Annotated in this window: 26 protein-coding genes; 17 read left to right on the top strand and 9 right to left on the bottom strand. The window is 68.7% G+C overall.

Annotated elements, in window-relative coordinates:
• The first annotated feature begins 17 nt into the window (after window positions 1-17).
• From ACWDVB_RS35490 to ACWDVB_RS35480, 3 genes are all read left to right on the top strand, one after another.
• Window positions 18-1,115, top strand: a complete 1,098-nt coding sequence (locus tag ACWDVB_RS35490) for a terpene synthase family protein (protein ID WP_451518827.1) — start codon at window positions 18-20, stop codon at window positions 1,113-1,115.
• A 225-nt stretch (window positions 1,116-1,340) separates the two neighbouring features.
• A complete protein-coding gene (locus ACWDVB_RS35485; RefSeq protein WP_451518828.1) occupies window positions 1,341-1,961 on the top strand; it encodes a hypothetical protein in 621 nt (206 codons plus the stop codon).
• Between the two features lie 97 nt (window positions 1,962-2,058).
• Window positions 2,059-2,577, top strand: a complete 519-nt coding sequence (locus ACWDVB_RS35480) for a DUF6233 domain-containing protein (RefSeq protein ID WP_451518851.1) — start codon at window positions 2,059-2,061, stop codon at window positions 2,575-2,577.
• A gap of 10 nt (window positions 2,578-2,587) precedes the next feature.
• Here ACWDVB_RS35480 and ACWDVB_RS35475 read toward each other — a convergent pair whose 3' ends face one another.
• Window positions 2,588-3,199, bottom strand: coding sequence for a hypothetical protein (locus ACWDVB_RS35475; protein WP_451518829.1), 612 nt, complete (start codon window positions 3,197-3,199; stop codon window positions 2,588-2,590).
• Between the two features lie 87 nt (window positions 3,200-3,286).
• On the opposite strand from ACWDVB_RS35475, the gene ACWDVB_RS35470 reads away from it, so the two are divergent.
• Window positions 3,287-3,553 (top strand): hypothetical protein, encoded by a 267-nt coding sequence (locus ACWDVB_RS35470; protein ID WP_451518830.1) that lies wholly within the window; start codon window positions 3,287-3,289, stop codon window positions 3,551-3,553.
• Here the strand turns inward: ACWDVB_RS35470 and ACWDVB_RS35465 are convergent.
• The 5 genes from ACWDVB_RS35465 to ACWDVB_RS35445 all read right to left on the bottom strand — a co-directional run bounded on the left by ACWDVB_RS35465 (window position 3,532) and on the right by ACWDVB_RS35445 (window position 6,349).
• On the bottom strand, window positions 3,532-3,834 hold the full coding sequence (locus ACWDVB_RS35465; protein WP_451518831.1) for a hypothetical protein: 303 nt from the start codon (window positions 3,832-3,834) through the stop codon (window positions 3,532-3,534). The genes ACWDVB_RS35470 and ACWDVB_RS35465 overlap by 22 nt on opposite strands.
• A 109-nt stretch (window positions 3,835-3,943) precedes the next feature.
• Window positions 3,944-4,099, bottom strand: a complete 156-nt coding sequence (locus ACWDVB_RS35460; protein WP_451518832.1) for a hypothetical protein — start codon at window positions 4,097-4,099, stop codon at window positions 3,944-3,946.
• Window positions 4,100-4,321: 222 nt separating this feature from the next.
• A complete protein-coding gene (locus ACWDVB_RS35455; RefSeq protein ID WP_451518833.1) occupies window positions 4,322-4,990 on the bottom strand; it encodes a DUF402 domain-containing protein in 669 nt (222 codons plus the stop codon).
• 129 nt (window positions 4,991-5,119) lie between these two features.
• Window positions 5,120-5,557, bottom strand: a complete 438-nt coding sequence (locus ACWDVB_RS35450; protein ID WP_451518834.1) for a hypothetical protein — start codon at window positions 5,555-5,557, stop codon at window positions 5,120-5,122.
• 33 nt (window positions 5,558-5,590) lie between these two features.
• Window positions 5,591-6,349: a replication-relaxation family protein gene (locus ACWDVB_RS35445; RefSeq protein WP_451518835.1), complete on the bottom strand. Its 759-nt coding sequence runs from the start codon at window positions 6,347-6,349 to the stop codon at window positions 5,591-5,593.
• A 536-nt stretch (window positions 6,350-6,885) separates the two neighbouring features.
• Between ACWDVB_RS35445 and ACWDVB_RS35440 the strand changes: the two genes are divergently transcribed.
• The gene (locus tag ACWDVB_RS35440; protein WP_451518836.1) at window positions 6,886-7,554 is read left to right on the top strand and encodes a DUF3223 domain-containing protein; all 669 of its coding nucleotides are present in this window, start codon (window positions 6,886-6,888) and stop codon (window positions 7,552-7,554) included.
• 875 nt (window positions 7,555-8,429) lie between these two features.
• Here the strand turns inward: ACWDVB_RS35440 and mobF are convergent.
• A complete protein-coding gene (gene mobF / locus ACWDVB_RS35435; RefSeq protein ID WP_451518837.1) occupies window positions 8,430-10,343 on the bottom strand; it encodes a MobF family relaxase in 1,914 nt (637 codons plus the stop codon).
• A 338-nt stretch (window positions 10,344-10,681) separates the two neighbouring features.
• Here mobF and ACWDVB_RS35430 point away from each other — a divergent pair, with 338 nt between their 5' ends.
• Complete coding sequence (locus ACWDVB_RS35430; protein WP_451518838.1) at window positions 10,682-10,972, top strand: hypothetical protein; 291 nt, start codon at window positions 10,682-10,684, stop codon at window positions 10,970-10,972.
• A 66-nt stretch (window positions 10,973-11,038) separates the two neighbouring features.
• Here the strand turns inward: ACWDVB_RS35430 and ACWDVB_RS35425 are convergent, their stop codons facing one another.
• Window positions 11,039-11,656: a hypothetical protein gene (locus ACWDVB_RS35425; protein WP_451518839.1), complete on the bottom strand. Its 618-nt coding sequence runs from the start codon at window positions 11,654-11,656 to the stop codon at window positions 11,039-11,041.
• A gap of 191 nt (window positions 11,657-11,847) precedes the next feature.
• On the opposite strand from ACWDVB_RS35425, the gene ACWDVB_RS35420 reads away from it, so the two are divergent.
• Both ACWDVB_RS35420 and ACWDVB_RS35415 read left to right on the top strand, forming a co-directional pair.
• Window positions 11,848-12,078 carry a hypothetical protein gene (locus ACWDVB_RS35420; RefSeq protein ID WP_451518840.1) on the top strand — a complete coding sequence of 77 codons (231 nt, stop codon included), beginning with the start codon at window positions 11,848-11,850 and terminating at the stop codon, window positions 12,076-12,078.
• Window positions 12,079-12,127: 49 nt separating this feature from the next.
• Window positions 12,128-15,208, top strand: a complete 3,081-nt coding sequence (locus ACWDVB_RS35415) for a BTAD domain-containing putative transcriptional regulator (RefSeq protein WP_451518841.1) — start codon at window positions 12,128-12,130, stop codon at window positions 15,206-15,208.
• 40 nt (window positions 15,209-15,248) lie between these two features.
• Here the strand turns inward: ACWDVB_RS35415 and ACWDVB_RS35410 are convergent, their stop codons facing one another.
• Window positions 15,249-15,416, bottom strand: a complete 168-nt coding sequence (locus ACWDVB_RS35410; protein WP_451518842.1) for a hypothetical protein — start codon at window positions 15,414-15,416, stop codon at window positions 15,249-15,251.
• Between the two features lie 208 nt (window positions 15,417-15,624).
• Between ACWDVB_RS35410 and ACWDVB_RS35405 the strand changes: the two genes are divergently transcribed.
• From ACWDVB_RS35405 to thpD, 9 genes are read left to right on the top strand one after another with little or no spacing between them, the layout of a single operon-like run.
• A complete protein-coding gene (locus ACWDVB_RS35405) occupies window positions 15,625-16,914 on the top strand; it encodes a diaminopimelate decarboxylase (RefSeq protein WP_451518843.1) in 1,290 nt (429 codons plus the stop codon).
• On the top strand, window positions 16,911-17,303 hold the full coding sequence (locus ACWDVB_RS35400; protein WP_451518844.1) for a holo-ACP synthase: 393 nt from the start codon (window positions 16,911-16,913) through the stop codon (window positions 17,301-17,303). Before ACWDVB_RS35405 ends, ACWDVB_RS35400 begins: the two co-directional genes overlap by 4 nt.
• A 23-nt stretch (window positions 17,304-17,326) precedes the next feature.
• Window positions 17,327-17,758 (top strand): hotdog fold domain-containing protein, encoded by a 432-nt coding sequence (locus ACWDVB_RS35395; RefSeq protein ID WP_451518845.1) that lies wholly within the window; start codon window positions 17,327-17,329, stop codon window positions 17,756-17,758.
• Complete coding sequence (locus ACWDVB_RS35390) at window positions 17,755-19,299, top strand: class I adenylate-forming enzyme family protein (protein WP_451518846.1); 1,545 nt, start codon at window positions 17,755-17,757, stop codon at window positions 19,297-19,299. The genes ACWDVB_RS35395 and ACWDVB_RS35390 overlap by 4 nt, the downstream gene beginning before the upstream one ends.
• A gap of 27 nt (window positions 19,300-19,326) precedes the next feature.
• Window positions 19,327-19,596, top strand: coding sequence for a phosphopantetheine-binding protein (locus tag ACWDVB_RS35385; RefSeq protein ID WP_214923742.1), 270 nt, complete (start codon window positions 19,327-19,329; stop codon window positions 19,594-19,596).
• Window positions 19,597-19,633: 37 nt separating this feature from the next.
• On the top strand, window positions 19,634-20,902 hold the full coding sequence (gene ectB, locus ACWDVB_RS35380; RefSeq protein WP_451518847.1) for a diaminobutyrate--2-oxoglutarate transaminase: 1,269 nt from the start codon (window positions 19,634-19,636) through the stop codon (window positions 20,900-20,902).
• Window positions 20,903-20,928: 26 nt separating this feature from the next.
• A complete protein-coding gene (locus tag ACWDVB_RS35375) occupies window positions 20,929-21,333 on the top strand; it encodes an ectoine synthase (RefSeq protein ID WP_451518848.1) in 405 nt (134 codons plus the stop codon).
• Between the two features lie 2 nt (window positions 21,334-21,335).
• Complete coding sequence (gene ectA, locus ACWDVB_RS35370) at window positions 21,336-21,890, top strand: diaminobutyrate acetyltransferase (RefSeq protein ID WP_451518849.1); 555 nt, start codon at window positions 21,336-21,338, stop codon at window positions 21,888-21,890.
• Window positions 21,887-22,783 (top strand): ectoine hydroxylase, encoded by an 897-nt coding sequence (gene thpD / locus ACWDVB_RS35365; protein WP_451518850.1) that lies wholly within the window; start codon window positions 21,887-21,889, stop codon window positions 22,781-22,783. The genes ectA and thpD overlap by 4 nt, the downstream gene beginning before the upstream one ends.
• The last annotated feature ends 117 nt before the right edge of the window (window positions 22,784-22,900 follow it).

Genomic DNA, 22,900 nt, shown 5'->3' with positions numbered 1-22,900 from the left:
CACAGTGGAGGCACGGCATGACGACCACTCTCAGCAGCCTCATGAGCAGCCTGCCTCCCGAGGGCTTGCACCTGTACTGCCCGGTGCCCCTGCGGGAGCACCCGGCTGGCAGCCAGATGCTCGATGGAACTGGCGCCGCCTGGGCTGTCGAGCAGGGACTGTGCTCCCCCGGCTCCCGCCTGACACACATGAACCTCGGTGGGCTCATCGCTCACGGGATGCCCTTCGTCACCGAAGCGGCGGGGACCGCCATGACGTGTTACAGCTACTGGGCGTTCAAGTGGGACGACCATCTTGACACTCTCACCAGCGATCTTTCCCGGGCGGTCGCCCTGACCGGTGAGGCGAACCGGGTCCTGTACGAGCCGCCGGACGCCCCATTGCCGGCTGACCCGTTCCTCAGCAGCCTGCGCGACCTGCGGAAGCAGATGGAAGAGTGCCTTGGAACTGACGGTATGGCAGCTCTCCGTGCCGAGAACACCCACTGGTTAGGCGGGCAGTTGTGGAAGGCCGCGCTGCAGTCTGCCGCTACGGCCGCCCCCACAGTCGGCGAGTACCTGCGCATGCGCTGGTCGAAGGCCGGCGCCAGCGCCCTGGCCTCCTACACCGCGCCGGGCGCCGGGTACGTGATGACACCAGCCGAACTCTACGACCCGCTGGTACGGGCCTTCACTCAGGCGGCGTTCTACCCCTGCATCATCATCAACGACCTCGGCAGCCTCGCCAAGGAAGCCCAGGAGGACGGCGAGGTCAACATCTTCTCCGCCCTCGCCGCCGACCAGGCCCTCGACACCGCCGCCGCTCTGCTCAAGGCCGCAGAACTCTACGAACACATCCTCTGTCTCATGCTCCGCCTACAACAACGACTCCTGCAGGACCCCCGGCCCGCCGTCGCCCGCTATGCCGCCGAACTGCCCCAGTGGATTCCCGCCACCGTCAACTTCACCGCCACCAGCGCCCGCTACCTCACAGCCGAAACCACCAGCGACAATGACGGCCCCCCGGCGCTACCCACTCTTACCCCCAGCCCCACGCCTCTCCTATGGGACCCCGACGACCTCACCCCGCCCCCATACCCGGACATCGCCTGGATGTGGCGGCACCTCAACCCATGAACGATCACAAGCCGTGATCACGGGTTGCCAACTAACCTGCGTCACCCGTGCCAACCACATGGCGTCATAGCCCCGTAACCGCAGGCAACCTGCACCGATTCTTGCCAACAGTCCTGCGTCGTCACAGTGGATAACTTTCCGGACCGAAAATCCGCAGACGCTCCGCCTGTGAGCCGCAGTCGGTACAACAGGAGATGCAGGACCGATCTAGGGGAAGAGGGACCGATGGCCGAGCACGAACAGCCGGGCAGGCGCAGCCAGTTGGACCAGCGGGACACGGACGTACAGGAGATCTGGGACCGCGAGATCGCCTCGCCCGGCGGGCCGCTGCCCGGCGCGGTGCTCGAGGTGCTGGAGCACGCGGACGGCTGGGTCGGGCACGTGCAGCTGGTCACCCGCCGCCCGGCGAGCGACATCGACAAGGCCGCGGCCGCCATCGAGGACGCCTTCGACCTGCTGGTCGGATCGGTCGTGGTCGACTCCGGAGGCAGCGGCGCGGAAATCTGGGCGTACCAGCGGCCCTCCGCCGCCCGCCACCACCGGCTTCGGCCGATGAGCGTCCAACAGCGCGGCCAGCTGGACGACGACGGCCTGTTCGACGGCGACCGCGCCACCCTGGAGGACTGGGCGTCCAAGTACGCGCGCGTCTGGAAAGCGATGCGCGAGGGCGGCACGGTCGACATGGAACGCTTCCTGCGCCGCCTGGCCCGCCTGGAGGCCGGGCTGACCGACGCCGCCCACTACGCCAAGCACGAGGTCCTCGTCGACATCGTGGAGAAGGCTGGCCTGCCGTACGAGAGCCTGTCCGAGGACGTCGCGTCCGGGATCGGCATGAAGCGCCGCTGACGGCGCAGGCGCGCGCCGGCCCACTCCTGCGGTAGGGGCGGGCCCGGCTGCTTACGGTGGGGCCGTGACTTCGCCCTCCGACGACGCAGCCCGGCCGGTGCCGGTGCGAGTCGTGCTGCCCGCCGACCCGGTGCTCGGGCACCCGGAGCAGGAGGTCGTGGCACGGCTGTGGAGGCGGCGGCAGACCGAGAACGGGTGGGTGTACCTCGTGGGACTGCCGTCGTACCGGGACCTCGAGGACGGCGGCGTGGAGACGGCGGAGTACCGGGTGTGGGTCCGGGCTCCCGACCACGTGCGGCCGGTCGACGGCGTCGACTACGACCAGGTCCCCACCGAGCCCCTTCCGCCTGCGCCGAAGTCGATGGTCCGTGAGGTCCTCGGGGAGCGCCGGCCTTCGGGCTGGGTGCTGGCGAAGGCGCGCGAGGGACAGGGCCCGGCCCGTGGTGTGCTGCACGCGCCGGACTGCGAGGAAGCGCCGCAGGGGGCGCCGCTGCTCGATGTGGAGCAGGCGCTGAACGTCGCGGAGAACCCGGGCACGCGGCTGTGCGCGCTGTGCGGGTGTGCTCAGGAGCTGACGCCGATGCTGAGCGGCTTCGACCACATCACCGACTCCTGACCTGCCGTGGTCACGAGGTGCCCTCAATGGTGACGGGGACTTCCAGCGGCACGATCCACTCACTGCCCTTGGACCTGGCGGTGATGCTCAGGCGTACCGGTTCGTTCGCGTAGTCGCGTTGCCAGTCGTGCGTGTTGGTCGTCGACCACGGTGGCGGGGTGGTGGGGGTGAGGCCGTATCGCGTCCACTCGCCGATCGCCAGCTGCTGCGGAGCGACCGTCCGGCCGGTGTCGTCGCGGCCGTCCGCGCTGAACTTCCACGGCCCCCAGACGTGGGCGCGGACCTCTTCGGGAGCCGGGGCACCTGCGAGCTGGGGCCCGCCGCCCCGGTGCGGGTTGTCGTTGCGCAGGGACGCTGTGATCTCGATGGCGCCGTGGGACAGCAGGCCGGGCGGGCCTTCGAGGTGGACTCGCAGCATGGCGGTGGAGCGGGCCTCGTTAGCCACGACCGTGCAGCGGAAGTGCGGGGTGAGATCAGCGTGCAGGCGCTGCTGCTCGATCCGGGACAGGGTCTGTGCAGCCCCGTTGGCGTTGCGCGCGGCCCTCCAGGAGCCGATGGCGGCAGCGGCAGCGACGACCGCGACGGCCAGAGCCAGGGCCGCGATCGTGTCGGTGGTGGTCATGGGGCCGGACGCTATCGCCACTGCAGGTCACAGGTCAGCGCCCTGGAGATATGGCCAGCGGCGGGGGACATCGTCCAAGGTGGGGCGATGAGCGCACTGCGACCCGGTGACATCACCGACGAGATGATCCAGGCCATGGATGCGGCCAAGCGGCAGGGACTGCAGAAGGATCTGCGCGCCCTCGCCGCCAACATCCGCGCCGACGCCGAAGGCCGCTACGACAGCGCGGAACCCGGGTGGCGGGCCGGAGTCGAGTGGGCGCTGCTGTGGATCGAGAACACCGCCAGCCAGCTGACCGAGGGCAGGCCGGGCGCCGAGGCCGGCGGCCGGGGTCAGGGCGTGTCGCCGGAGTAGTAGAAGCGGCACACCACACCCGGGCCGCCCGATGGGCGCGGGTCGTCGGGGCGCGGGTCGTACAACGCCCGGCCGCCGGGCCACCGCCCCAGCTCGGTCATCAGGGCGACGCCGTCGTCTATCTCTTCCGGCCGCCAGCCCGTGATGTCGAGCAGCAGGCCGTCCAGCGGGCCGCCGACCAGCGCGGCGTACGTCTGGTGCGGCAGCGGGCCCGGGTTGGGGCCGTCGTGGTCGTGGCCGTACACCCGGCCGCGCAGCAGCTGCTCGTCACCCTCGTTCATCCGACCAGCCTCCCAGCCACCGCCGACAGCGGAAGGCCGGCGGCGACCGATAGTTCGGCCTCTCCCGTCCTGCGGGAGGGCGCGGGGGTGCCCTCCCGCAGGACGGGTATCAGGCGCAGGGCAGACGGTCGGAGACGGGCCAGTCGATGCGCACTCCCCGGCGGATCAGCGCGGTGATGCTGTCGATCTGGCACGTGGGCGGCTGCTCCTGGGTGAAGCGGCGCAGCGCCCGGTACATGCCGTCGCGCAGTTGGCCGTCGGTCATCGTGGGCGCCTGCTCCTGCAGTTCGTCGAGAAGCTGCCCGGCGCGGGCCGCACGGGACAGCGCGGCGTCGGCGAGCGGCCCTCCGGTGAAGCCGTTGCGTACGGACAGGCCGGGCTCGATGAAAGATCATGGTGACTATCCTCTCCGCCCAGCCGCACTGGTCTCCCGGTTGGAGACGCGGTCGCGGGACCGAGCGGGCGGGAACGTAGAGCACCGACCGCGTTAGCGTCGCGTCGTGGCAACCGGCAGGGGCAGGCACGGCGTGGGCCAAGCCGGATCCCACCGCCAGGCCGCCCACCGGTCCGCCTGCGCGAAGATGCCGGAGCGTTCGGTGAGCATCGCCAGGACCTCGCTGCGAGCGGTGTCGACGGCCCGGTGCTCGGTGTCGGAGACGATGCCAAGGCGCCGCACGTGGGCATACTCGTCTTCGTCCTTCCACTCCCAGCGGGTGAGGTCGGGCGCGACGACCAGGTCCACGGCGAGGTCGAGGGTGTCGAACCCGGCCTCGGCGCGGCGGGTGGGGTGCTCGAAGTTGACGTACCAGTTCCGCAGCCGGCGCCCGTCCCCGTCGGGTACGAAGAAGGCGTTGACGCTGAACCAGGACGTGGGCGGCTTCCACAGCAGCAGGTCGGTCTCCTGCCATACCGCTCCCTCGAGCTCCCACTCCCCCGTCGCCATCGCGTCGAACGCCTCCGTACGCACCGAGCGGTCCCCCTCGGTGCGGGCCTGCGCGTACAGGGCGGGCCAGCGGGCCTGTGCTCCGGGCGCGCAGGCGGTCACCAGCGCCTCGCCGGCGTCGGTGAGGACCCGCAGCGCCTGCTCGCTCCACACCCGGCCGGAGCGGTGAACATCGCGTCGCACGACCGTCTGGCCCGTCTCGAAACTGCGCACCGGATCCTCCTTGGCGTCCCCGGCCGGGATATCCCGGCCGGGCTTGCCCACCTCAGCGCGCCCCGGCCGGTGTGGGCAAGCCGCCGTCCGAGAGTGGTTTACCCAGGGTCCCCTTGGGCTTGCCCTCGTCTACCGGCGGCGGAACAGGCCGCGGTTCTTCTTCGCCTTCGCTTCGGCCGCCTCCCGCGCCGCAGACTCCTCCGCCTCGCGCCGCGCGACGCGCTCCGCCTCCGCACGGTCGATGTCCTGCTGGCGGCACGGCCCGCACAGGTCATCCCCGGTGCTACGCCATGAGGTCTGCACGATCAACTGCCAGCGCTCGTCGGTAAACTTCGTCCCGCAGCGGGCGCACACCGGCCGCTTCGCCTCACGTTCGGCGGCTTCTCGTTCCGCCTGGCGCCTGCGGGACTGCTCCACCTCCACCCGGTACAGCCGCTCGCCGTCCGGGTTGTCCAGGGCCTCGCTCAACGTCTGCCACTCCTCACGCCCGAGCCGCCGCCACACCCTGCCCGCTGCCCCGGCCGGGTCGGCGGTGATCCGCTCCAGCTCGGTGACGACCACGGGCACCGCCTGGTGGTAGTCGACGGCCGTGAACCCGGCCTACGGGTACGGGGTGCCAGCGAAGTAGCGGCGGGCGCTCTGCTCCAGGCGCCGCATCCGGCTCTCACGCTGCGCGGCGGTCTTCCCCGTGAACACGAACGCCACCGGCACGTACCCCTCCCGCCCGGTCGCCGGGTAGATCCGCGACCACAGCCGGAAGTCGTGCACGGCCGCACCCTGCCGACGGGCTGCCCGCTCGAGGTCCTTGTCGACCTTCGGCGCCAGCAGCTCGAACCAGTCGCTGTACCGACGCAGCTTCGCCACCAGGTCGTCGACGGGCTCATTGACGCGGTCGACCTCCAGGAGCATCGCGGGCACCCCGGCGTCCGGGGCACGCATCGTCAGGTCGGCGTACTGGGTGTACCCGTACGGCAGGCGGTGGGCGATCTCGGTCTGCCAGGACAGCGGGGTGCCGAACCCGGCCCCGGTGAGGACCGAGGCGGTCATCGTCACGGCGGCGGCATGTTCGTCGAAGCCGTCGCCGTCGACCGGCTCTCCGTCGTCGTCGTACTGGAGCTTGCGCAGCACCGACATCCGCACGCTCTTCGGGAGCAGCTGCTTGGCTTCCTTGTGCCCTCGCTCGGTCAGCACCCACAGCTGGTGGCCCGACTCCAGTCGTGTCTCCACCCGGACCTTCCCCTCGCCCTTGAGGGCGTTGAGGGTGTCCCTCGTGCACCGGTTGTGCCGGTCCCCGGGACGCAGCATCCGCCACAGGTGGTCAGCGGTAGCCCTCTGGAAGATCCCCAGAGCCTTCAGCACTTCCTTCTTCCTGGTGTGGGTTGGCTTCCATGTTTGCTTCGAAGACTTGGAAGGGTTGTCGAATACGTCGCGGGGCCTTGACTTCGGGGGCTGGCCTGCGGAGACGCGACCGGCGGGCACATTGGCCATGGAGGGGGCGATGGAGGGGTCCATGGAGGGGGCTTGCGGGACCTGGTTGACGTCCTTGGAAGGCCAGCGGCCACGGGCCGCATGGTGTTCGTGGGCGGGGTCGGGCGTGAGATCGGCGGGCAAGGGGGTCCTCGGTTTCTCCGGCGTGCAGGCCGGGTCGGCGGTCGTCCGGCCCACACGCGGATCTGCGCACGGGCCGGGGCCACCGTGTGAAGCCACCCCTTGTCCGCGGTCTGACGCCCACCACCAATCGGCGTCCGCTTTCGCCAGGTTGGGCCCCTTGTCCGGCGGATTTGTCCGTGGCTGGAGTCACGATCGGCTCTCTGTCCCCCGGCGGGCTGACAGCGAGGGCGAAGCTCCGTCCGGATCGGCAGATGTGCTTTAGCGTGAGCGCTTCCGTCACCCGCTTGGCAGAGGAGCTGAAGGTGCCCGAGGTCTGGATCGGCTCGCGCCGCTATGCGACGAAGAAGGCCCGACAGGAGGCGGTGCAGGCGATCCTGGGCCGCTACGGCCTCGGGAAGGACGTCGACCAGGAGGACGACGACTTGTTGCTGCGGGACCTGCTGGACATGCACCCCAATGCGGCGGAGAAGGTCGGCCCGGGGGTGGACCATTTCCGGATCATTGCGACCCCGCGTGGTCACCACAAGGGCCCGGAGGCGGTCCTGGTTGACGGCAGCAAGGTCGCCTTCTCGTACCAGAAGTGCCTGGAGGCGCCCACGCACCGGCAGCGCGTGCTGGCCGCGATGCGTACCGAGATTCAGCCGCAGGTCAACACCTACTACGAGTCCCGCAAGGCGTCGAACACGCTTGTGTCCGACGAGAGCGGCCAGCCCCTGGCCCCCGCAGACGTACACGTCTCCTACTTCAGCGGCCCGCGCTTCCACGACATCGCGATGGAGTTCGTCCAGGCCGCCGGCGGCTTCGATGCTGTTGGTCTGACTGCGGAGACGGCTCGGGGCTTGGCCCTGTTCACCGACCGGGCCCTGGCGGAGCGCTGGCACGCTCACCACCAGGAGCACGCCGTACTCGGGCTGCTGTCCGCCAAGGAGAACTTGCGCCGCCCACGCGTGTAGCGCCCTGTCCCCGCCGCATCCGCGCGCCGACGCGGTGCGCGGATGCGGAACCGACGCGCATCGGATGCACGCACCGGATGTCCGGGGCAGCGGCACGCGCGACCGGTGCGTTGAGTTGCGCCCGATGGAACGCACTTCCCCACTCGGTGGAGCGCACCGAGTGGGCTCCACCCGCACTCGGTGCGCCTCGCGGTGGCCTCCACTCCCACTCGGTGCGGACGATGTCGTGGGCTTCCACCCGGTGGAACGCACCGCGGTGCGGCGATGCACGGCATCGGCCGCGCCGCACCGCGCCTACGGGTGGTGACTGTGCGCGGTGCGCCGGGAGGGAAAGATCTCCCCTCCCGCACCGGGCATCAAGGACCCGGTGCGGGTCGTCTCCGTGGCGGTAGCGGAGTGTGTCAAGGGGAAACGTCGAAGATCGCTCGAAAACTCGTGGGTGGACAAGGGTTGCATTCCATCCGATGGGCTGGGTGGAATCCGGCGGCACACCTGGTCAAGGGGTGCATCGAGTGCACCGCATCCGATGCGCCGTCACCCTGTGTGGTCGCATCGAGTGGAGCGGGCGGGAGTGGCGGCCACTTCGACGTGCGCCGGTGGAGCGTGCGGTGCGGCGTGCCGGTGCGGTGGTGCGGTGGGTGGGAGTGCACAGCGTCGTCGGCGGGCACCCCGGTGCACCCAATGCACCGCACCGAGCGCACCGGATGCCGGGATGTTCCGCACTCCCCCACCGGGTGGACCGCTCGATCCGCTCCACCGTGGTTTCCACTCACCTCCGTGCACGGGCGCGCGGTGGAGTCCATCGCGTCCACTCATCCCCGGCGCCTGGCGCGGTGACTTCGTCGTCCGTCCCGCCGTGCGGGCCGCACGGCGCGTCACGGCCGGAGGCCCTGGCCTTGGCCGGGGTCGGGCTCCTGGCGCTGCTGCTCGTGCTCCTGGCGGTGCTGGTCGACCGGACTGGCCAGATCGGCGGCCGGGGCCTTTCGGTCCTCCATGGCCCGGCGGCGGGTGCTGGCCGCGCGGGTGAAGGCGGCGAGCCGGTCCAGGTTCTCGGGTGTGCGCAGCCATGTCGCCGGGTCGGTCGTGCGGCCCTCCAGGTACTCCTCGGGCATCGCGGCCTGCTGGTGGGCCTGGATGGCGGCGGCCCGCTGCGCCGGGGTCAGGGTGGTGTCCCGGCCCGGGTGGTCAACGGCGTGGGGAGCGGACGCCGTCTCGCCCTCGAGGTTTCGGTGATCGGCGGGTGCGGAGACGGCTGAGGTCGTCGCCTCGCTGGCGGTGGCGGTGGCGGCTCGGATGCGGGCGTCGCGGATCGCGTTCTGCACGGCAAGGCTGGCGACCCGGGCGCGCTCGTAGCGGCTGGACTCACGCGGCGGCGTGCCGTCGGCGGGAGCGATCCACCACCGGTGCGGCACCGGGAAGTCAGCGGTGTAGCTGATCCGGTCCGCCGCCGGAGCCTCCCGGCCGGGCTTCGCGACAGTGCGGCGGCGGGAGTACCGCAGCAGAACCCGGTGGGCGATGTAGTCGTCCAGGCCGCGGGTGAACTCGCGGCCGCGAAGCGTCTCCAGCAGGTGCCGGCGCGCTTCGGCCAGGATGTGGCGCCGGGAGAACTTCTCGCGCACGGTGAAGACGACCGCGGCGACGTCGACGGCGGCGAGCGCCACGTCCACGGTGGGATCCACCCGCGCCCGGATCGCCGCTCCGGCGGCCCGGCACCTGTTCAGGAGGCCGTCGATGAGCTGCTGGCCGAAGCGGAGGATCGCGGAGGCGTGCCACCACGCGAGCAGCTGCGCGAGGGGCTTCGGCTTCTTCTTCGCGGGCCGGGTCTCCTGTGCCGCCCACCAGCCCAGTTGGTGACGGCCGCGCTCGCCTGGCAGGTGGCCGTGGTCCTTCACGTACTGGTCGGTGAGCACCTCCAGGGCGTCCTCGATGCGCTGGCGGCGGGACGCCGACCAGTTGATGAGGTCCTCGGGCACTCCGGCGATCTCCATGACCGGACGCAGGCCCGGCGTGACCTCGCGCGGCACAGTCGCCAGCCCCAGGGTCTCGCACACCTCGGTCGTCATCGCCAGGGTGTAGAGCGTCCCGGCGGCCACCACATTCTGGTAGAGGCGGTAGGTGTCCAGAGCGCCCCAGACCGGTTCACCGTCGGCGCCCAGGCGCTGGACGCGGTTGAGGATCAGGCAGTGCTCGTGCAGGAGCGGCAGCCCGTCGCGGTTGTCGAAGTGCCGGAAGGCGGCGACCACGAGCGCGGGCGTCTTCGCGCGGCCGCGGCCGGAGGCCCACCGGGTCTCGGCAACCTCATCCCCCAGCCAGCGCAGCGCCGTGGCGATGGCCCGCTCGTGGGCCCGCTCGATGACCCGGCGCACGGTGGCGTCGCCCAGTGCCCACAGCACGACCAGTGACGCCTGCGGCCGGAAGGTGAAGTCCATGCCCAGCAGTGGAGTCTGCTTACGGGCCTCGATCTCCTCGATCGGCTGCCCCAGCACCGTCAGCCGGCGGGCCGTCGCCGGGTCGACGCCGTCGTCCAGGAGGCCGCGCTCGATGCGGTCGGCGTCCGGGTGCCGGCCCTCGCCGAACAACAGCTCCAGCTGACGCTCGGACACCTGACCGCCCTCGGTGAGCCCCAGCGCACGCAGACCACGCCCCAGCCACCGTCCCGGTGGGAGCCCGGCCAGCTCCTGGGCGTCCTTCAACGACTGGCCGACCGGGCGGCGGCCGTCCCCGAACGCGACTCCGCGTATGTAGTACCGCCACGCGTTACGTCTCTGGATCTTCGCGACACTCAGCATCGCCACAGCACACACCGGCCCTGACCTGCGAAAAAGCACGATCCCGTGAGGCGGGAGAGTTCACCAGAACTTCACGGCCGATCCCGCCCGGCGGGCGTTCGCGACGCCGCCGTGCCCGCCCGGCGGACACCACCAGGGCCATGTAAATACTGCGCGGCACCCCCGCCACACACGCCTCACTAACGCCGAAAACCGTCAGCAGGCGACTTCAACGCCAACCAGTGCACATCTACGTACCGCTCCCCCACCCAGCGGCCAAAGACGCCGCGCCCTGCACCACGTCACCGACTCTCCGCCCCCGGCAGCGCCGGGGGCTTCTTGCTGCCTGGAGGACCGACGTGCCGACCTACGAGACCTTGCCCCGCTTCGCCGCCGACCTGAACCGCCTCACCCCAGAACAGCGCCACCGTTTCCGCAAGACCGTGGCAGCCTTCGTCGAGGACCTGCGCACCGGCCGCTTCCGCGCCGGCCTCCGCGTGAAGGGCGTCCGGCGTGTGCCTGGTGTCTTCGAGCTGACGTGGGACGGGAACGGGCGGGCCACTTGGTCCTATGGGAAGGAGATAGTCCGTGGCGAGCGGCACATCATCTGGCATCGCATCGGCGGCCACGACATCCTCACAGGTCCCTGACCATCCGATGCGGCGGAAGCGGCAACGGTGTTGGGGCCTGAAAGCGCGCAACCGGACCGCGCGCTCTCAGGAGGCGGTCCGCGCCGCGATGAAGTTCTCGATGAACTTTCGGGCATCGGCCTGTGATTGGGCCTGGCGGGCGCATTCGGCCTCGATGCGCGCGAGCACGCGGGCATGGACTTCGGCATCAGCCACTGGTCGTGTGATGCGGCTGAGGATCCATTCGTACATCGAGACTTCTTCGCCCGGCACGGAGAGACGTACGTGACTGCCGGTGAAGTCTCCGGTGATCCATCGGTGCGCTCGACCGAGATTCAGTGCCTCCGCGACCGCTGATGGAGAAAGGCCGGTGAGTTGGACGAGTTCGGGGTGGTTGACGTTGACGCCCCGTGTGTCGATCAGCTTGCCCGTGCCAAGACGATCCGCAAGAACGAACAGGCACGCCCGGACTGGTTCCGGGAGGTCGGCGCTAAGCATCTTTGCGAGGTAGTACTCCCGCTCGTCTTCGAGAGTCTCAGCATCGTGGTGGATAGCACGCATGCGCGCCAGGCGTTCGGCGTGCTCCTTCGCCTCTTGTTCCTGCTGCTGGCTCAGATGTTCAGCGGCTTGGCGGTAGGTGCTGCCGGTCTTCGCCGCGTATGCGCGGATGCGGTGCTTGCGGGCGTTGGAGCCGTTCTTGGTCATGGTGCTTCTCCGGAAGGTTCCCACGCTCCCCCCAGGTCAGCAGGAGACGGATCCAGGCGAGATGCACGGGCCCGTGCCGGGCTTTGTCCGGGTGAGCCTGGCCGATCTAGGTCGCGAACGGCGTGGGCGTCGCGACAGCGGCGGGTGGCGTTCGTGTCATGCCGCATCCATCGTAGGGACCGCCAACTCGGTTGCGTGGCAGAGTCGTCCGCTCGTGGGCGTGGCGCACGCAGTCGCCCGACGACGTACGCGAGCGGGCCGAGCGTCTCCCCCGGGACGACGGTCGGCGGCTGTTCGCCGAGATCGTGCTGGGTGAGGCCGGGGGCCGTCTCTCCCAGCCATGCCGGACGCTGCACCGAGTCCAGAACCGGGGCAGGCTGCTGCGCGCACTGGATGAGCGTCTGGACCGGGTCCAAGAGTGAGAGGCGGGCACCCGAGTAGGCATCCCATGGGTGAGCTTAAGATCACAACTTGGGCTCGAAGGCAGGCATCGTCCACAGGGGGTACTACGTGCACGCCGCGATTTCAGACATAGACAAGACAACGGTAAGCGGCAGACCCCGCTTCAGCATTCTTGGATCCCTGGAAGTCTGGAACGCAGGGGGGGCGGTCCCTATCAACGGGATCCTGCGGAAACGTGTTCTCGCCATGCTGTTACTCGAAGCCGGGCGGGTAATCCCCGTCTCACGCCTTGTTGAAGCCGGTTGGGACGAAGCGCCTCCGGAGAGCGCGGCACACCAGGTCCGCAAGGCCGTGGCCGAGTTGCGCCGCCGGATCCCGCAGGGCTTCGAACTGATAGTGACCGATGGCCCCGGCTACCGTGCGGTTGTTGGTGTGGATCAGCTCGACCTGACGCGTTACCAGGAGCTGCTGCGTCAGGCCCATGCGGCCGGGGAAGCGGGAGTGCATGCGAGGGCGGCGGCACAGCTGCGCTCCGCGCTGGAGTTGTGGCGCGGGCCTGTGCTGGCTGGGGCTGGCGGGCAAGTCGTTGATGCCATTTCGACCGCACTGGAGGAGCAGAGTCTCGTGGCTGCTGAGCGGCTGTACGAGCTGACCATAGAGGCGGGCGAGGCGGCCTCGATCATCGGTGAACTGCGCTCCATGGCGGGCCGGTACCCCCTGCGTGAGACGCTGCGCGGCCAGCTGATGCTCGCTCTTTATCACACCGGCCAACAGGCCGCTGCCCTCGAAGAGTTCACTCAGACTCGGGACCTGCTCGCCGAAGAACTCGGCATCGATCCCAGCGCTAAACTGCGCGAGTTGCACGCATCCATGCTGCGGCAGGATCTATCCCTTGCGCCTCCGGAGCGGGCGTCGGCTCGCGCGTATGGCGCTTCCTTTTCGGTCCCGCATGCGCTGCCGTACGACGTGCCGGACTTCTCTGGTCGTGCGTCCGAGCTGGAACGGATCCGTACAGCGGTCGAACGGACACCAACGAAATCGCCCACGGTCATCGCGATCGACGGCATGGGTGGCGGGGGCAAGACGGCGCTGGCCGTACGAGCCGCCCACCAGTTGGCACAGCGCTATCCGGACGGGCAGTTGTTTGTCGACCTGCGAGGCTTCACTCCGGGACAGAGGCCGCTCAGTACGTTCTCCGCCCAGGGTGACCTGCTGGCGGCCGCCGGGATCCCCAGCGAGGAGATTCCCAGCGTTCCTGCAGGCCGCAGCGCACTCTGGCAGTCCTACATGCAGGGCCGCCGGATGCTCCTCATCCTCGACAACGCCGACACCTCCGAACGGGTCCGTACCCTCATCCCCACCTCGCCCGGCAGTCTCACCCTGGTCACCAGCCGCCCCCGGCTTACGGACCTCGACGGCGTGGAATGGCTCTCCCTCGGTGCCCTCGCGGAGTTGGACAGCCAAGAGATCCTGCGGCACGCCCTGGGCGCCGAGCGGGTGGAACGGGAGCCGGAGGCCGCGGTCGAATTGCTGCGACTGTGCGGCGGGCTCCCGCTCGCGGTGCGCATCGCGGCTGCCCGGTTGTCGAACCGGCCGCGCTGGACGATCCAGCTCTTGGTCGACCGGTTACAGGACCACGGGCGGCGGCTCGATGAACTGTCCAGCGACGACAGAGGAGTTGCGAGCGCGCTGTCCCTGTCGTATGAGTCCCTGCCGAAGGAGCAGCGCACGGCTTTCAGACTGTTGGCCCACCACCCGGGCCGGTACATCGATGTTGATGAGGCCGCCGCGCTGCTGGGCGGCGGGGCCCTGGACGCCGAGGATCTCCTGGAGAGGCTCGTGGATGTCCGCCTGCTGGAGGCCAGGGAGCCAGGTACGTACGCCTTCCATGATCTGGTGCGCCATTTCGCGCGCCGGCTGGCTCAGGGCCAAGCGGCTCCGGAAGACGGGCAGTCGGTGGAGCGGCTCCTTGACCACTATCTGCACACGGCGGCGCACGCCTGCGACACGCTCTTCCCCGGCAGGCCCTGCCACAGCGAACCGGTTGGCGAACGGGACGGACAGGAGCCGGAAATCGCGGACAAGGATGTTGCGCTGAGATGGCTCGACCAGCACCGTGACAGTCTGCTGGCAGCAGTGGACATCGCGCACGGACGCGGACTGCTGCGGCACGCGGCGCGGCTGCCGCGCGAGGTGGGCTTCCACTCCAGCATCCGCAGTTACGACCTGGAGGCGAATGTGGCGCTCGAGACGGGTGTCACGGCATCCCGGCAGCTGGCGGACCCGTCGCTGATGCGCCTGAACCTCACCAATCTAGCCATGGGGCAGTGGCGGCTGGGCCGCATCAGGGACGCGGTCGCCCATCTGGAGGAAGCCCTAGAGCTGTCACGGTCCATGAATGACACACGTAGTGAGGCCGAGTGCAAGGCCCGATTGGGTCAGGCGTACAACAGCCTGGGCCAATTGCAGCGCGCACTCCAGCTCAGCGAGGAGGCCAACTGCATGGCGCGGAAGATCGGTTTCGCGCGGCTCGACGGCTCGTCCCTGAGCACTCTGAGTCAAGTGCAGGTGCGACTCGGGCGGTTCGCGATGGCGGCCGAGACGGCAAAGGAGGCGCTGACAGTATTCGACTCCATAGGAGAGATACAGCTGTCCGTGGACGCGCTCAGTTATCTCTCGCGCGCTTTGGAAGGCATGGGCCGTTACGAGGAGGCACTCGCCCGGGTGGAAGAGGCGGTCGAGTGCTGCGAGCATCTGCGGATGCCCTCGGTCCTGCCGGCCATGCTGGCCTGCCGCACTGACATCTTGTTACGTATGGGCCGGGTCGAGGACGCCCGCGAATGCGTCCTGCACGCGCTGGCCGAGGCCATCCGCAGCACGGACGACATCCACCGGGCGTTCGTGCACCTCTCCGCCGCCCGCACGTACTTCGCGCTGGGCGACTTCGCGGAGGCTCTGCGCCAGAACCAGCTGGCCCACGAGCTCTCCTCCCGCATGGAACTGCACTACGAGAAGGCCCAGGCCCTGGACGGCCTCGCTGCAACCAGCGAGGCGATGGGTGACCTGGAGGCCTCCGTCAGTAACCGCCAGAAGGCCGACTCGCTGTTCTTTCTCATGGGCGTACCGGAAGGCGTGTTCCGGTACGCGTGAGGTGACGGCTCCCAGGAGGACCGTGCGCCTGAGCGCCAGGTCAGCTGTTGCCGTTGTTGTCGTTGGTCGCCTGACCGGCACTCGTGCCGGCCGCTGCCTTCAGCTGCCAGCCGGAGTCCTGGGTGCTGGCCTGCGCGGGGGCGGCGAGCGCCCAAGCGAAAGCCCCAGCCGCGACGATCGAGACGACGGTGGTGAGCTTGGTGCGCATTTCGAATCTCCCTCAGGTGGCGTTCCCTCTGACGCCGCTGATACTTCCGCGCCTCCTTCCCGGCCCGTTACCGCCCCGGCACCCTGCGGTTCCCGCACCCTCGCGCGTCCGGCCCAAAGAGGTCAAGGACGCTTTTGACCAGCGTTTCTGCATTCCCCTCCGCAGTCGTCGGCCGCAAGAATTCGAGCGGCAGCAAGGAGGAGAAGGCATGAGCGCCGAGGAAATCCACGTGCAGGGAATCCCCGTGTCAGCACTCGCTGACCGCTTCGGAACCCCGCTGTTCGTCTACGACACCGAGATCCTGGAGAACACCTTCCGCACGCTTCGCGAGGAGCTTCCGGAAGAGATCGACATCTTCTACTCACTCAAGGCCAATCCGAACATCAGTGTGTGCGCCTTTCTCGGCACGCTGGGCGCGTGCGCCGAAGTCTCCTCGTACACCGAACTGCTGACTGCCCTGCGGGCCGGTATCGCACCTAGCGACATCATCTTCCTCGGTCCGGGCAAGGACGAGCGAGAGCTCGCGGCCTGCGTCGAGGCGGGGATCCACGCCGTGGTGTGCGAATCCATAGCGGAACTCCAGCTGCTGGACGCGCTGTTGGAGAGCAGCGGGGGCTGCACCTTCCCGGCGATGCTGCGGGTCAACCCGGCCTTCGTCGCCCAGGGATCGGGGCTCTCGATGGGGGGCAAGCCCCGGCAGTTCGGTATCGACGAAGAGACCGTACGCCGCTCCAAGAAGCAACTGGCGGCTCTACAGCGCGTCGAGGTCATCGGCCTGCACGCCTACATGGGCACCCGCATTCTGGATGCCGCCGACGTCGTCCACAACACCCGTAGAATCCTGGCCACCGCCGAGGACCTCGCGGGGGAACTTGGTATCCCGCTGCACACGGTAGATGTCGGCGGTGGGCTCGGAGTCGCGTACTTCGACGGCGAGGCAGACCCCGATGTGGCAGCACTCGGTACCGGAATGCGTGATGCCGTCATCCCCTTCACGCGGCGTCACCCCGGATGCCGCGTGATCATGGAACTGGGTCGATACCTGGCCGCCCGCGCCGGCACATACATGGTGCGCGCCCGGTATGTGAAGCAGTCCATGGGTGAGTGGTTCGTGGTCGCTGACGGCGGCACCAACCACCACATGGCCGCTGTCGGCATCGGCAGCTTCGTCAAGCGGAACTTCCCCGTGCAGCATCTGAGCCGCCCCGGCGGCCAGGCGGACCGCCGCTATTCGCTCACCGGTCCGCTGTGCACGCCCAACGACGTGGTCGCCAAGAAGGTCGCCCTGCCCCAAGTGCGGCCCGGCGATCTGCTGGGCGTAGAGCGTTCCGGTGCGTACGGACCCACCGCGTCCCCCGGGCTCTTCCTCAGCCACGGCTTCCCCGCCGAGGTGGTGGTCCACCGGGGCAAGGCGCACCTGGTGCGCGAACGGGACACGCCCGAGGACCTGCTCAGCCGCCAACAGCTGGCCGACTTCAGCGAAGAAGGCCACCAGTGAGCCCACCAGATCTGCGCATCGGGCTGGACGTACTAGACCGCAGAGAGCTGCGTCGGCTAGCGGACCGGGACTGGTTCCTGCGCTACACCTTCGCCGCCGAGGAGCTGGCACTCGCCGCGCAGATGACCGCCGGGCGCCGCCTGGAGTTTCTGTCCGGCAGGTTCACCGCCAAGGAGGCGGTCCTCAAGTCCCTGGGCCGGGGCTTCTTCCAGGGACTCACGCCCCGCGAGATCAGCATCGGCCGCACGGATGACGGTGCGCCGTCGGTGCGCTTCACCGGCCGGGCCGCCGACCTGTCCCTACCTCCCACGGCCCTTTCCATCGCGCACAAGAAGAACGTGGTGGCAGCCGTAGCGATCAGCATGCCCTCTCCGGGGACCGGTATTTGACCTACTGAAAGGAGTCCCGCGCCATGAGTACACCAGAAGACGAAGACAACCGCACCGTCGCGTTCCTGCGGGTGCGTATGAGCCAGGCAGATGCCCACTACGGCGGCGGCCTGATCGATGGGGCTTGCATCCTTCGGCTGTTCGGAGATCTGGTCACCGAGATCACCGTACGCACTGACGGCGACGAGGGCCTGCTGTCCGAGTACGCCAAGGTCCGCTTCACCGCTCCCGTCTACCCCGGCGACTACATCGAGGCCCGCGCACGGCTCGTCCACCGGACCCGACTGCGCCGGGTGGTGGAGCTGGAAGCACACAAGGTGGTTTCAGCGCGTCCCGGCGCGTCACCGAGCGCTGCCGAGGCGCTGTCCAGCCCCCAGCTGGTCTGCAGCGCCACGGCCACCACGGTCGCTCCTCTGGTCGCCAGGCCCACTCCGGCCGAAGGGGCGGCGGCGTGACCCGGGCAGACGAGCAGCCGCGGCTGCTGCACGAGGTGCTGGACGCCACCGCCGAGCAGCTTCCGCAGCGCATCGCCCTGACCGACCAGAACGGCAGCCTCACCTACGGTGAACTGGCCACGGCCAGTGTCCAGGCCGCCACGGCACTCGCCGGCCGGGGCGTACGGCGCGGTGACCGGGTGGTGGTCACAGCAGCCGACGGGCTGGGCATCGCGGCGGCGCTGTACGGTCTCTCCCGGCTCGGGGCCGCTTTCAGCGTGCTGCACGAGCAGGTGCGTGGCGGACCGCTGGAGCACGTACTGCTTGACAGCGAGCCAGTGCTGCTTGTCACCGACGACTCTTCGGCCGAGGCGACGGCGCAACGGGTGGGGACGGCGTCCCTGTCACTGACGGAACTCCTCACGGTGCAGGCCGGGGCAGGCCCGCTGCCCCACCCCGGCACCCTCGCCATCGACCCGGCCTGCCTGATCTACACGTCGGGCACCACCTCGTTGCCCAAGGCGGTGGTGAGCACTCATCAGCAGATGCTGTTCGCAGCCTCGGCCATCCAGGACCGGCTGGACTACCGCAGCGACGACATCGTCTACTGCCCGCTACCGCTGTCCTTCGACTACGGTCTGTATCAGTTGTTCCTGGCGGTACTCAGCGGCGCGCAGCTCCGACTCGCCACCGCGGCCGAGGCCGGTCCACCACTGCTGCGTAGTCTCGAGTCCAGCAGGGCGACGATACTTGCGGGTGTCCCCTCGGTCAGCGACCGACTGGCCTGGCTGCTCGCCCGTAGCAGCCGCGGCAGCGGGCGCCTGGCCGGACTTCGACTGCTGACGAACACCGGTGCGGCCCTGCCCGCCGAGACCATATCCTCCCTGCGCTCCGCCCTGCCCGGTCTCCGGATCCAGGTGATGTACGGGCTCACCGAGTGCAAGCGCGCGGCGATCATGCCACCGGACGGGGATCTCGAACGTCCGGGATCCAGCGGCCGGCCGCTGCCTGGCACGGAGATATACGTCGCCGGAGACGACGGCGAGCGTCTCCCCCCGGGCGAGATCGGGCAGTTCGTGGTGCGCGGCCCTCATGTGATGACCGGCTACTGGCGCCGCCCCGAACTGACCGCCGAACGCTTTCCCCGCGCCGAAGGGCTCTTCCCTGAACTGCGTACCGGCGACTACGGCTGGATGGACGAGGACAGCTACCTCTACTTCTCCGGCCGCCGGGACGATCTGTACAAGGAGCGGGGCTTTCGCGTCAGCTGTACGGAGGTCGAGGCGGCGGCGCGCCGGATCGAGCAGGTGTCGGCAGCAGCTGTCCTGCCCCCGGACAGCGGACGACCCGCGCTGCTCGCGGTGGTCACTGAACTGGCCACTGATGAACTTCTAGAACGGATGCGCGAACAGATCGAGCCGTTCAAAATCCCCCGCCGCTGCGTGCGGCTCAACGAACTGCCGGTCAACGGCAACGGAAAGGTCGACCGGAAGCAGCTTGCCTCCCTGGTTGAGGCGGCGGTTCCCGTCAGGCCCGACCGGCAGACAGCCCAACTCGACTGAACCCAATTCTACTCAAGGAGAAGACTCATGGAACGCAAGGATGTCGTCCAGGCCCTGGAGACGGCGTTGACCGATGTACTGGAGCGCCCTGTCACCGGCCTGCGGGGGGAGGTCAGGCTCTTCGACGACCTGCACCTGGACTCCACCACCATGCTCGAGATGCTGATGGCGCTCGAGGACTCCATCGGGCTCGTAGTCGATCCCGAAGAACTGGACGTGGACGACTTTGAGTCGGTGGACACCTTCACAGACTTCGTACTTTCCGTCCCGCTGGCCCCCTCCCCCGCCGCGGCGTGACCGTACGCACTGCTCCCGAAGCAGAAGGAGGCACCGCATGACGGTCACTCTGCCGGACCTGAGTGTCTTCGAAACCCTCGAGTCGGAGGTACGCAGCTACTGCCGTGGCTGGCCGACCGTCTTCCACAGCGCGCAGGGCTCGCACATGTACGACGAGGACGGTCACGCCTACCTCGACTTCTTCGCCGGTGCGGGCGCCCTCAACTACGGCCACAGCAATCCCGTACTCAAACGTGCCTTGCTGGATTACCTGGTGCGGGACGGTGTCATACACGGCCTGGACATGTCCACGACGGCCAAGCGCTCTTTCCTAGAATCGTTCCAGGAGATCGTGCTGCGGCCTCGCGACCTGCCGTACAAAGTTATGTTCCCGGGCCCGACGGGCACCAACGCCGTCGAAGCGGCGTTGAAGCTGGCGCGCAAGGTCAAGGGTCATGAAACGGTCGTGTCCTTCACCGGCGCGTTCCACGGAATGTCACTGGGCGCGCTGGCGGTGACAGGCAACGCCTTCAAACGCGCTGGTGCGGGTGTACCTCTGATACACGGCGTCCCGATGCCATTCGACCGCTACCTCGACGGCCAGGCCCCGGACTTCCTGTGGTTCGAGCGGCTGCTGGAGGACCAAGGCTCCGGCCTCAATCAGCCGGCTGCTGTGATCGTCGAAACGGTGCAGGGCGAGGGCGGCATCAACGTGGCCCGTATGGAGTGGCTGCGGAGCCTGTCGGACCTGTGCCGTCGGCGCGACATGCTGCTGATCGTCGACGACATCCAGATGGGCTGCGGCCGCACGGGGGCGTTCTTCTCCTTCGAGGAGGCCGGCATCGTGCCGGACATCGTCACGCTCTCGAAGTCCATCAGCGGCTACGGCCTGCCCATGTCGCTCTTGCTACTCAAACCGGAGCTGGACGTCTGGGCACCGGGCGAACACAACGGCACCTTCCGAGGTAACAACCCGGCCTTCGTCACGGCCACCGCGGCGCTGGAGACCTACTGGGCCGACAGCCATATGGAAAAACAGACCTTGGCCCGCGGCGAACAGGTCGAGGCCGCGCTCAGGGCTGTCACCGCCGAACACCCTCACGACGTGGCGGATGTCCGCGGCCGCGGACTCGCCTGGGGCCTGGAGTTCCACGACCCGTTGCGCGCCGCACAGGTCTGCCGACGTGCCTTCGAACTGGGGCTTCTCGTAGAGACCTCCGGCGCGCTGAGCGAGGTGGTCAAGCTGCTGCCCGCCTTGACCATCACCGAGGACGAGCTGGACGAAGGACTGACTGTCCTTGCCCGTTCCGTCCGCGAGACCCGCTGAGAAAACCAGAGAGAGGAAAACCACCCATGATCGTCCGGTCGTTCGCCGACATCACCGATACCGACCGCCACGTACGCTCGCGTTCTGGAACCTGGGAGAGCAAGCGCATCGTGCTCGCCCAGGAGAAGGTCGGCTTCTCGCTGCACGAAACCACCGTCTACGCGGGCACCGAGACAACGATGTGGTACGCCCATCACATCGAGGCCGTGCTCTGCGTCGAGGGTGAGTCCGAGCTTACCGACGAGGAGACGGGGGAGACACACTGGATCACTCCGGGCACGATGTACCTCCTCAACGGGCACGAGCGGCACACCCTGCGTCCCAAGACCGACTCCCGCTACATATGCGTGTTCAACCCTCCGGTCACTGGCCGGGAGGACCACGACGAATCCGGCGTCTACCCTCTGCTCACCGAGGGCGAGGCGAACTGACCGTGGCGACCGCACTCGAATCCGAACCCCAGGTATCGCCTCGCAAGAAGGCCGTCTTCCGCACTCCGCGCCCCGAGGACGGCTTCGCGGTGTGGGAGCTGGTGAAGAACACCCCTGGCCTGGACACCAACAGTCCTTATTCCTATGTTCTGTGGTTCCGGGACTTCGCCGACTGCTCTTTGCTGGCCACCGTGAATGAGGAGATCGTCGGTTTTCTCACCGGCTACCGACGTCCCGACGAACCGGACACGTACTTCGTCTGGCAGACGGCGGTCAGCCCCCGGCACGGCATCCCGTTCCTCGGCGTGAAGCTCTTCGAGGCCGCAGCCGACCGGCAGCGGGACCGCGGTGCCCGGTACGTCGAGGCCACCGTCTCCGCCGAGAACAAGGCCATCCTCATGGTTCTCAGGCAGTACGCCCGCAAGCGTTCGGCCGAGGTCACCGACCGCGTTCTCTTCCCAGCCGACTGGCTGGGCGAGGGCCATCACGACGAAGTCCTGCACCGCATAGGCCCCCTCGCAGACGTGCCCTCCAAGCAGAAGGAGAACACCGAATGACCGCCGTCCCCCGCACCGACCTGTATCCGACCCGCGTCACGGGCGAGGCCACAGCTCAGACGCGCCACGACCCGACCATCTGGGGCGACCACGAAGGGCCGCTCAGCCAGCAGGAACGGGCCCGCTACGAGTCCAACGGCTACCACGTCTTCGACAGCCTGCTCACTCCGCAGGAAGTCGAGACGTACCGCGCCGAACTCCTGCGGCTGAGCGAGGACCCGGCGCTGCTGGCAAGCGACCGCGTGGTGCTGGAGCCGGATTCCGACCGCCTTCGCTCGGTCTTCGAGGTCGAGAAGGTCAGCGAGGTCTTCGCCGAGCTGCTTAACTCGCCCCGGCTGACCGACGTCGCCCGCCAGGTGCTCGGTTCGGACGTGTACGTCCACCAGAGCCGGGTCAACTACAAGCCCGGCTTCGGCGGCGCCGAGTTCGACTGGCACTCGGACTTCGAGACCTGGCACGCCGAGGACGGCATGCCCAGGCCGCGCGCGTTCAGCGTGTCCATCGCCCTGAGCGAGAACTACGAGTTCAACGGCCCCCTCATGGTCATGCCGGGCACACACAAGACGTTCATTCCCTCGGTCGGCGAGACTCCCCTGGACTTCCACAAGGAGTCTCTGCGGGTGCACCGCATCACCGTGGGTTCTCCCGGCCAGGAGCACCTGTCGCGGATGGCCCACGAGCACGGCATCAAGCAGATCGCCGGCCCCGCCGGGTCAGCGGTGATGTTCGACTCGAACCTGCTGCACGGTTCCAACGGCAATATCACCCCGTTCTCGCGCTCGAACATTTTCATCGTGTACAACAGCGTGGAAAACGCCCTGGAGGAGCCCTTCGCGGCAGCCCTTCCGCGCCCCCAGCACCTGGGCAACCGAGAGTTCGCACCCCGGATGTGACCTCAGCTGAATGACCCTTCCGGCGCGGGGCGGCTCCACGGGGGCCCCCCCGCCCCGCGGCAAGTGTTCGCACGCCGCAGAACACCCGGGCCCCGGGAAGGGGGGCGGGGTGCACAC

It is taken from the genome of Streptomyces sp. NPDC003379 (assembly GCF_053589195.1).
This window is presented reverse-complemented; position numbering and strand designations above follow the sequence as displayed.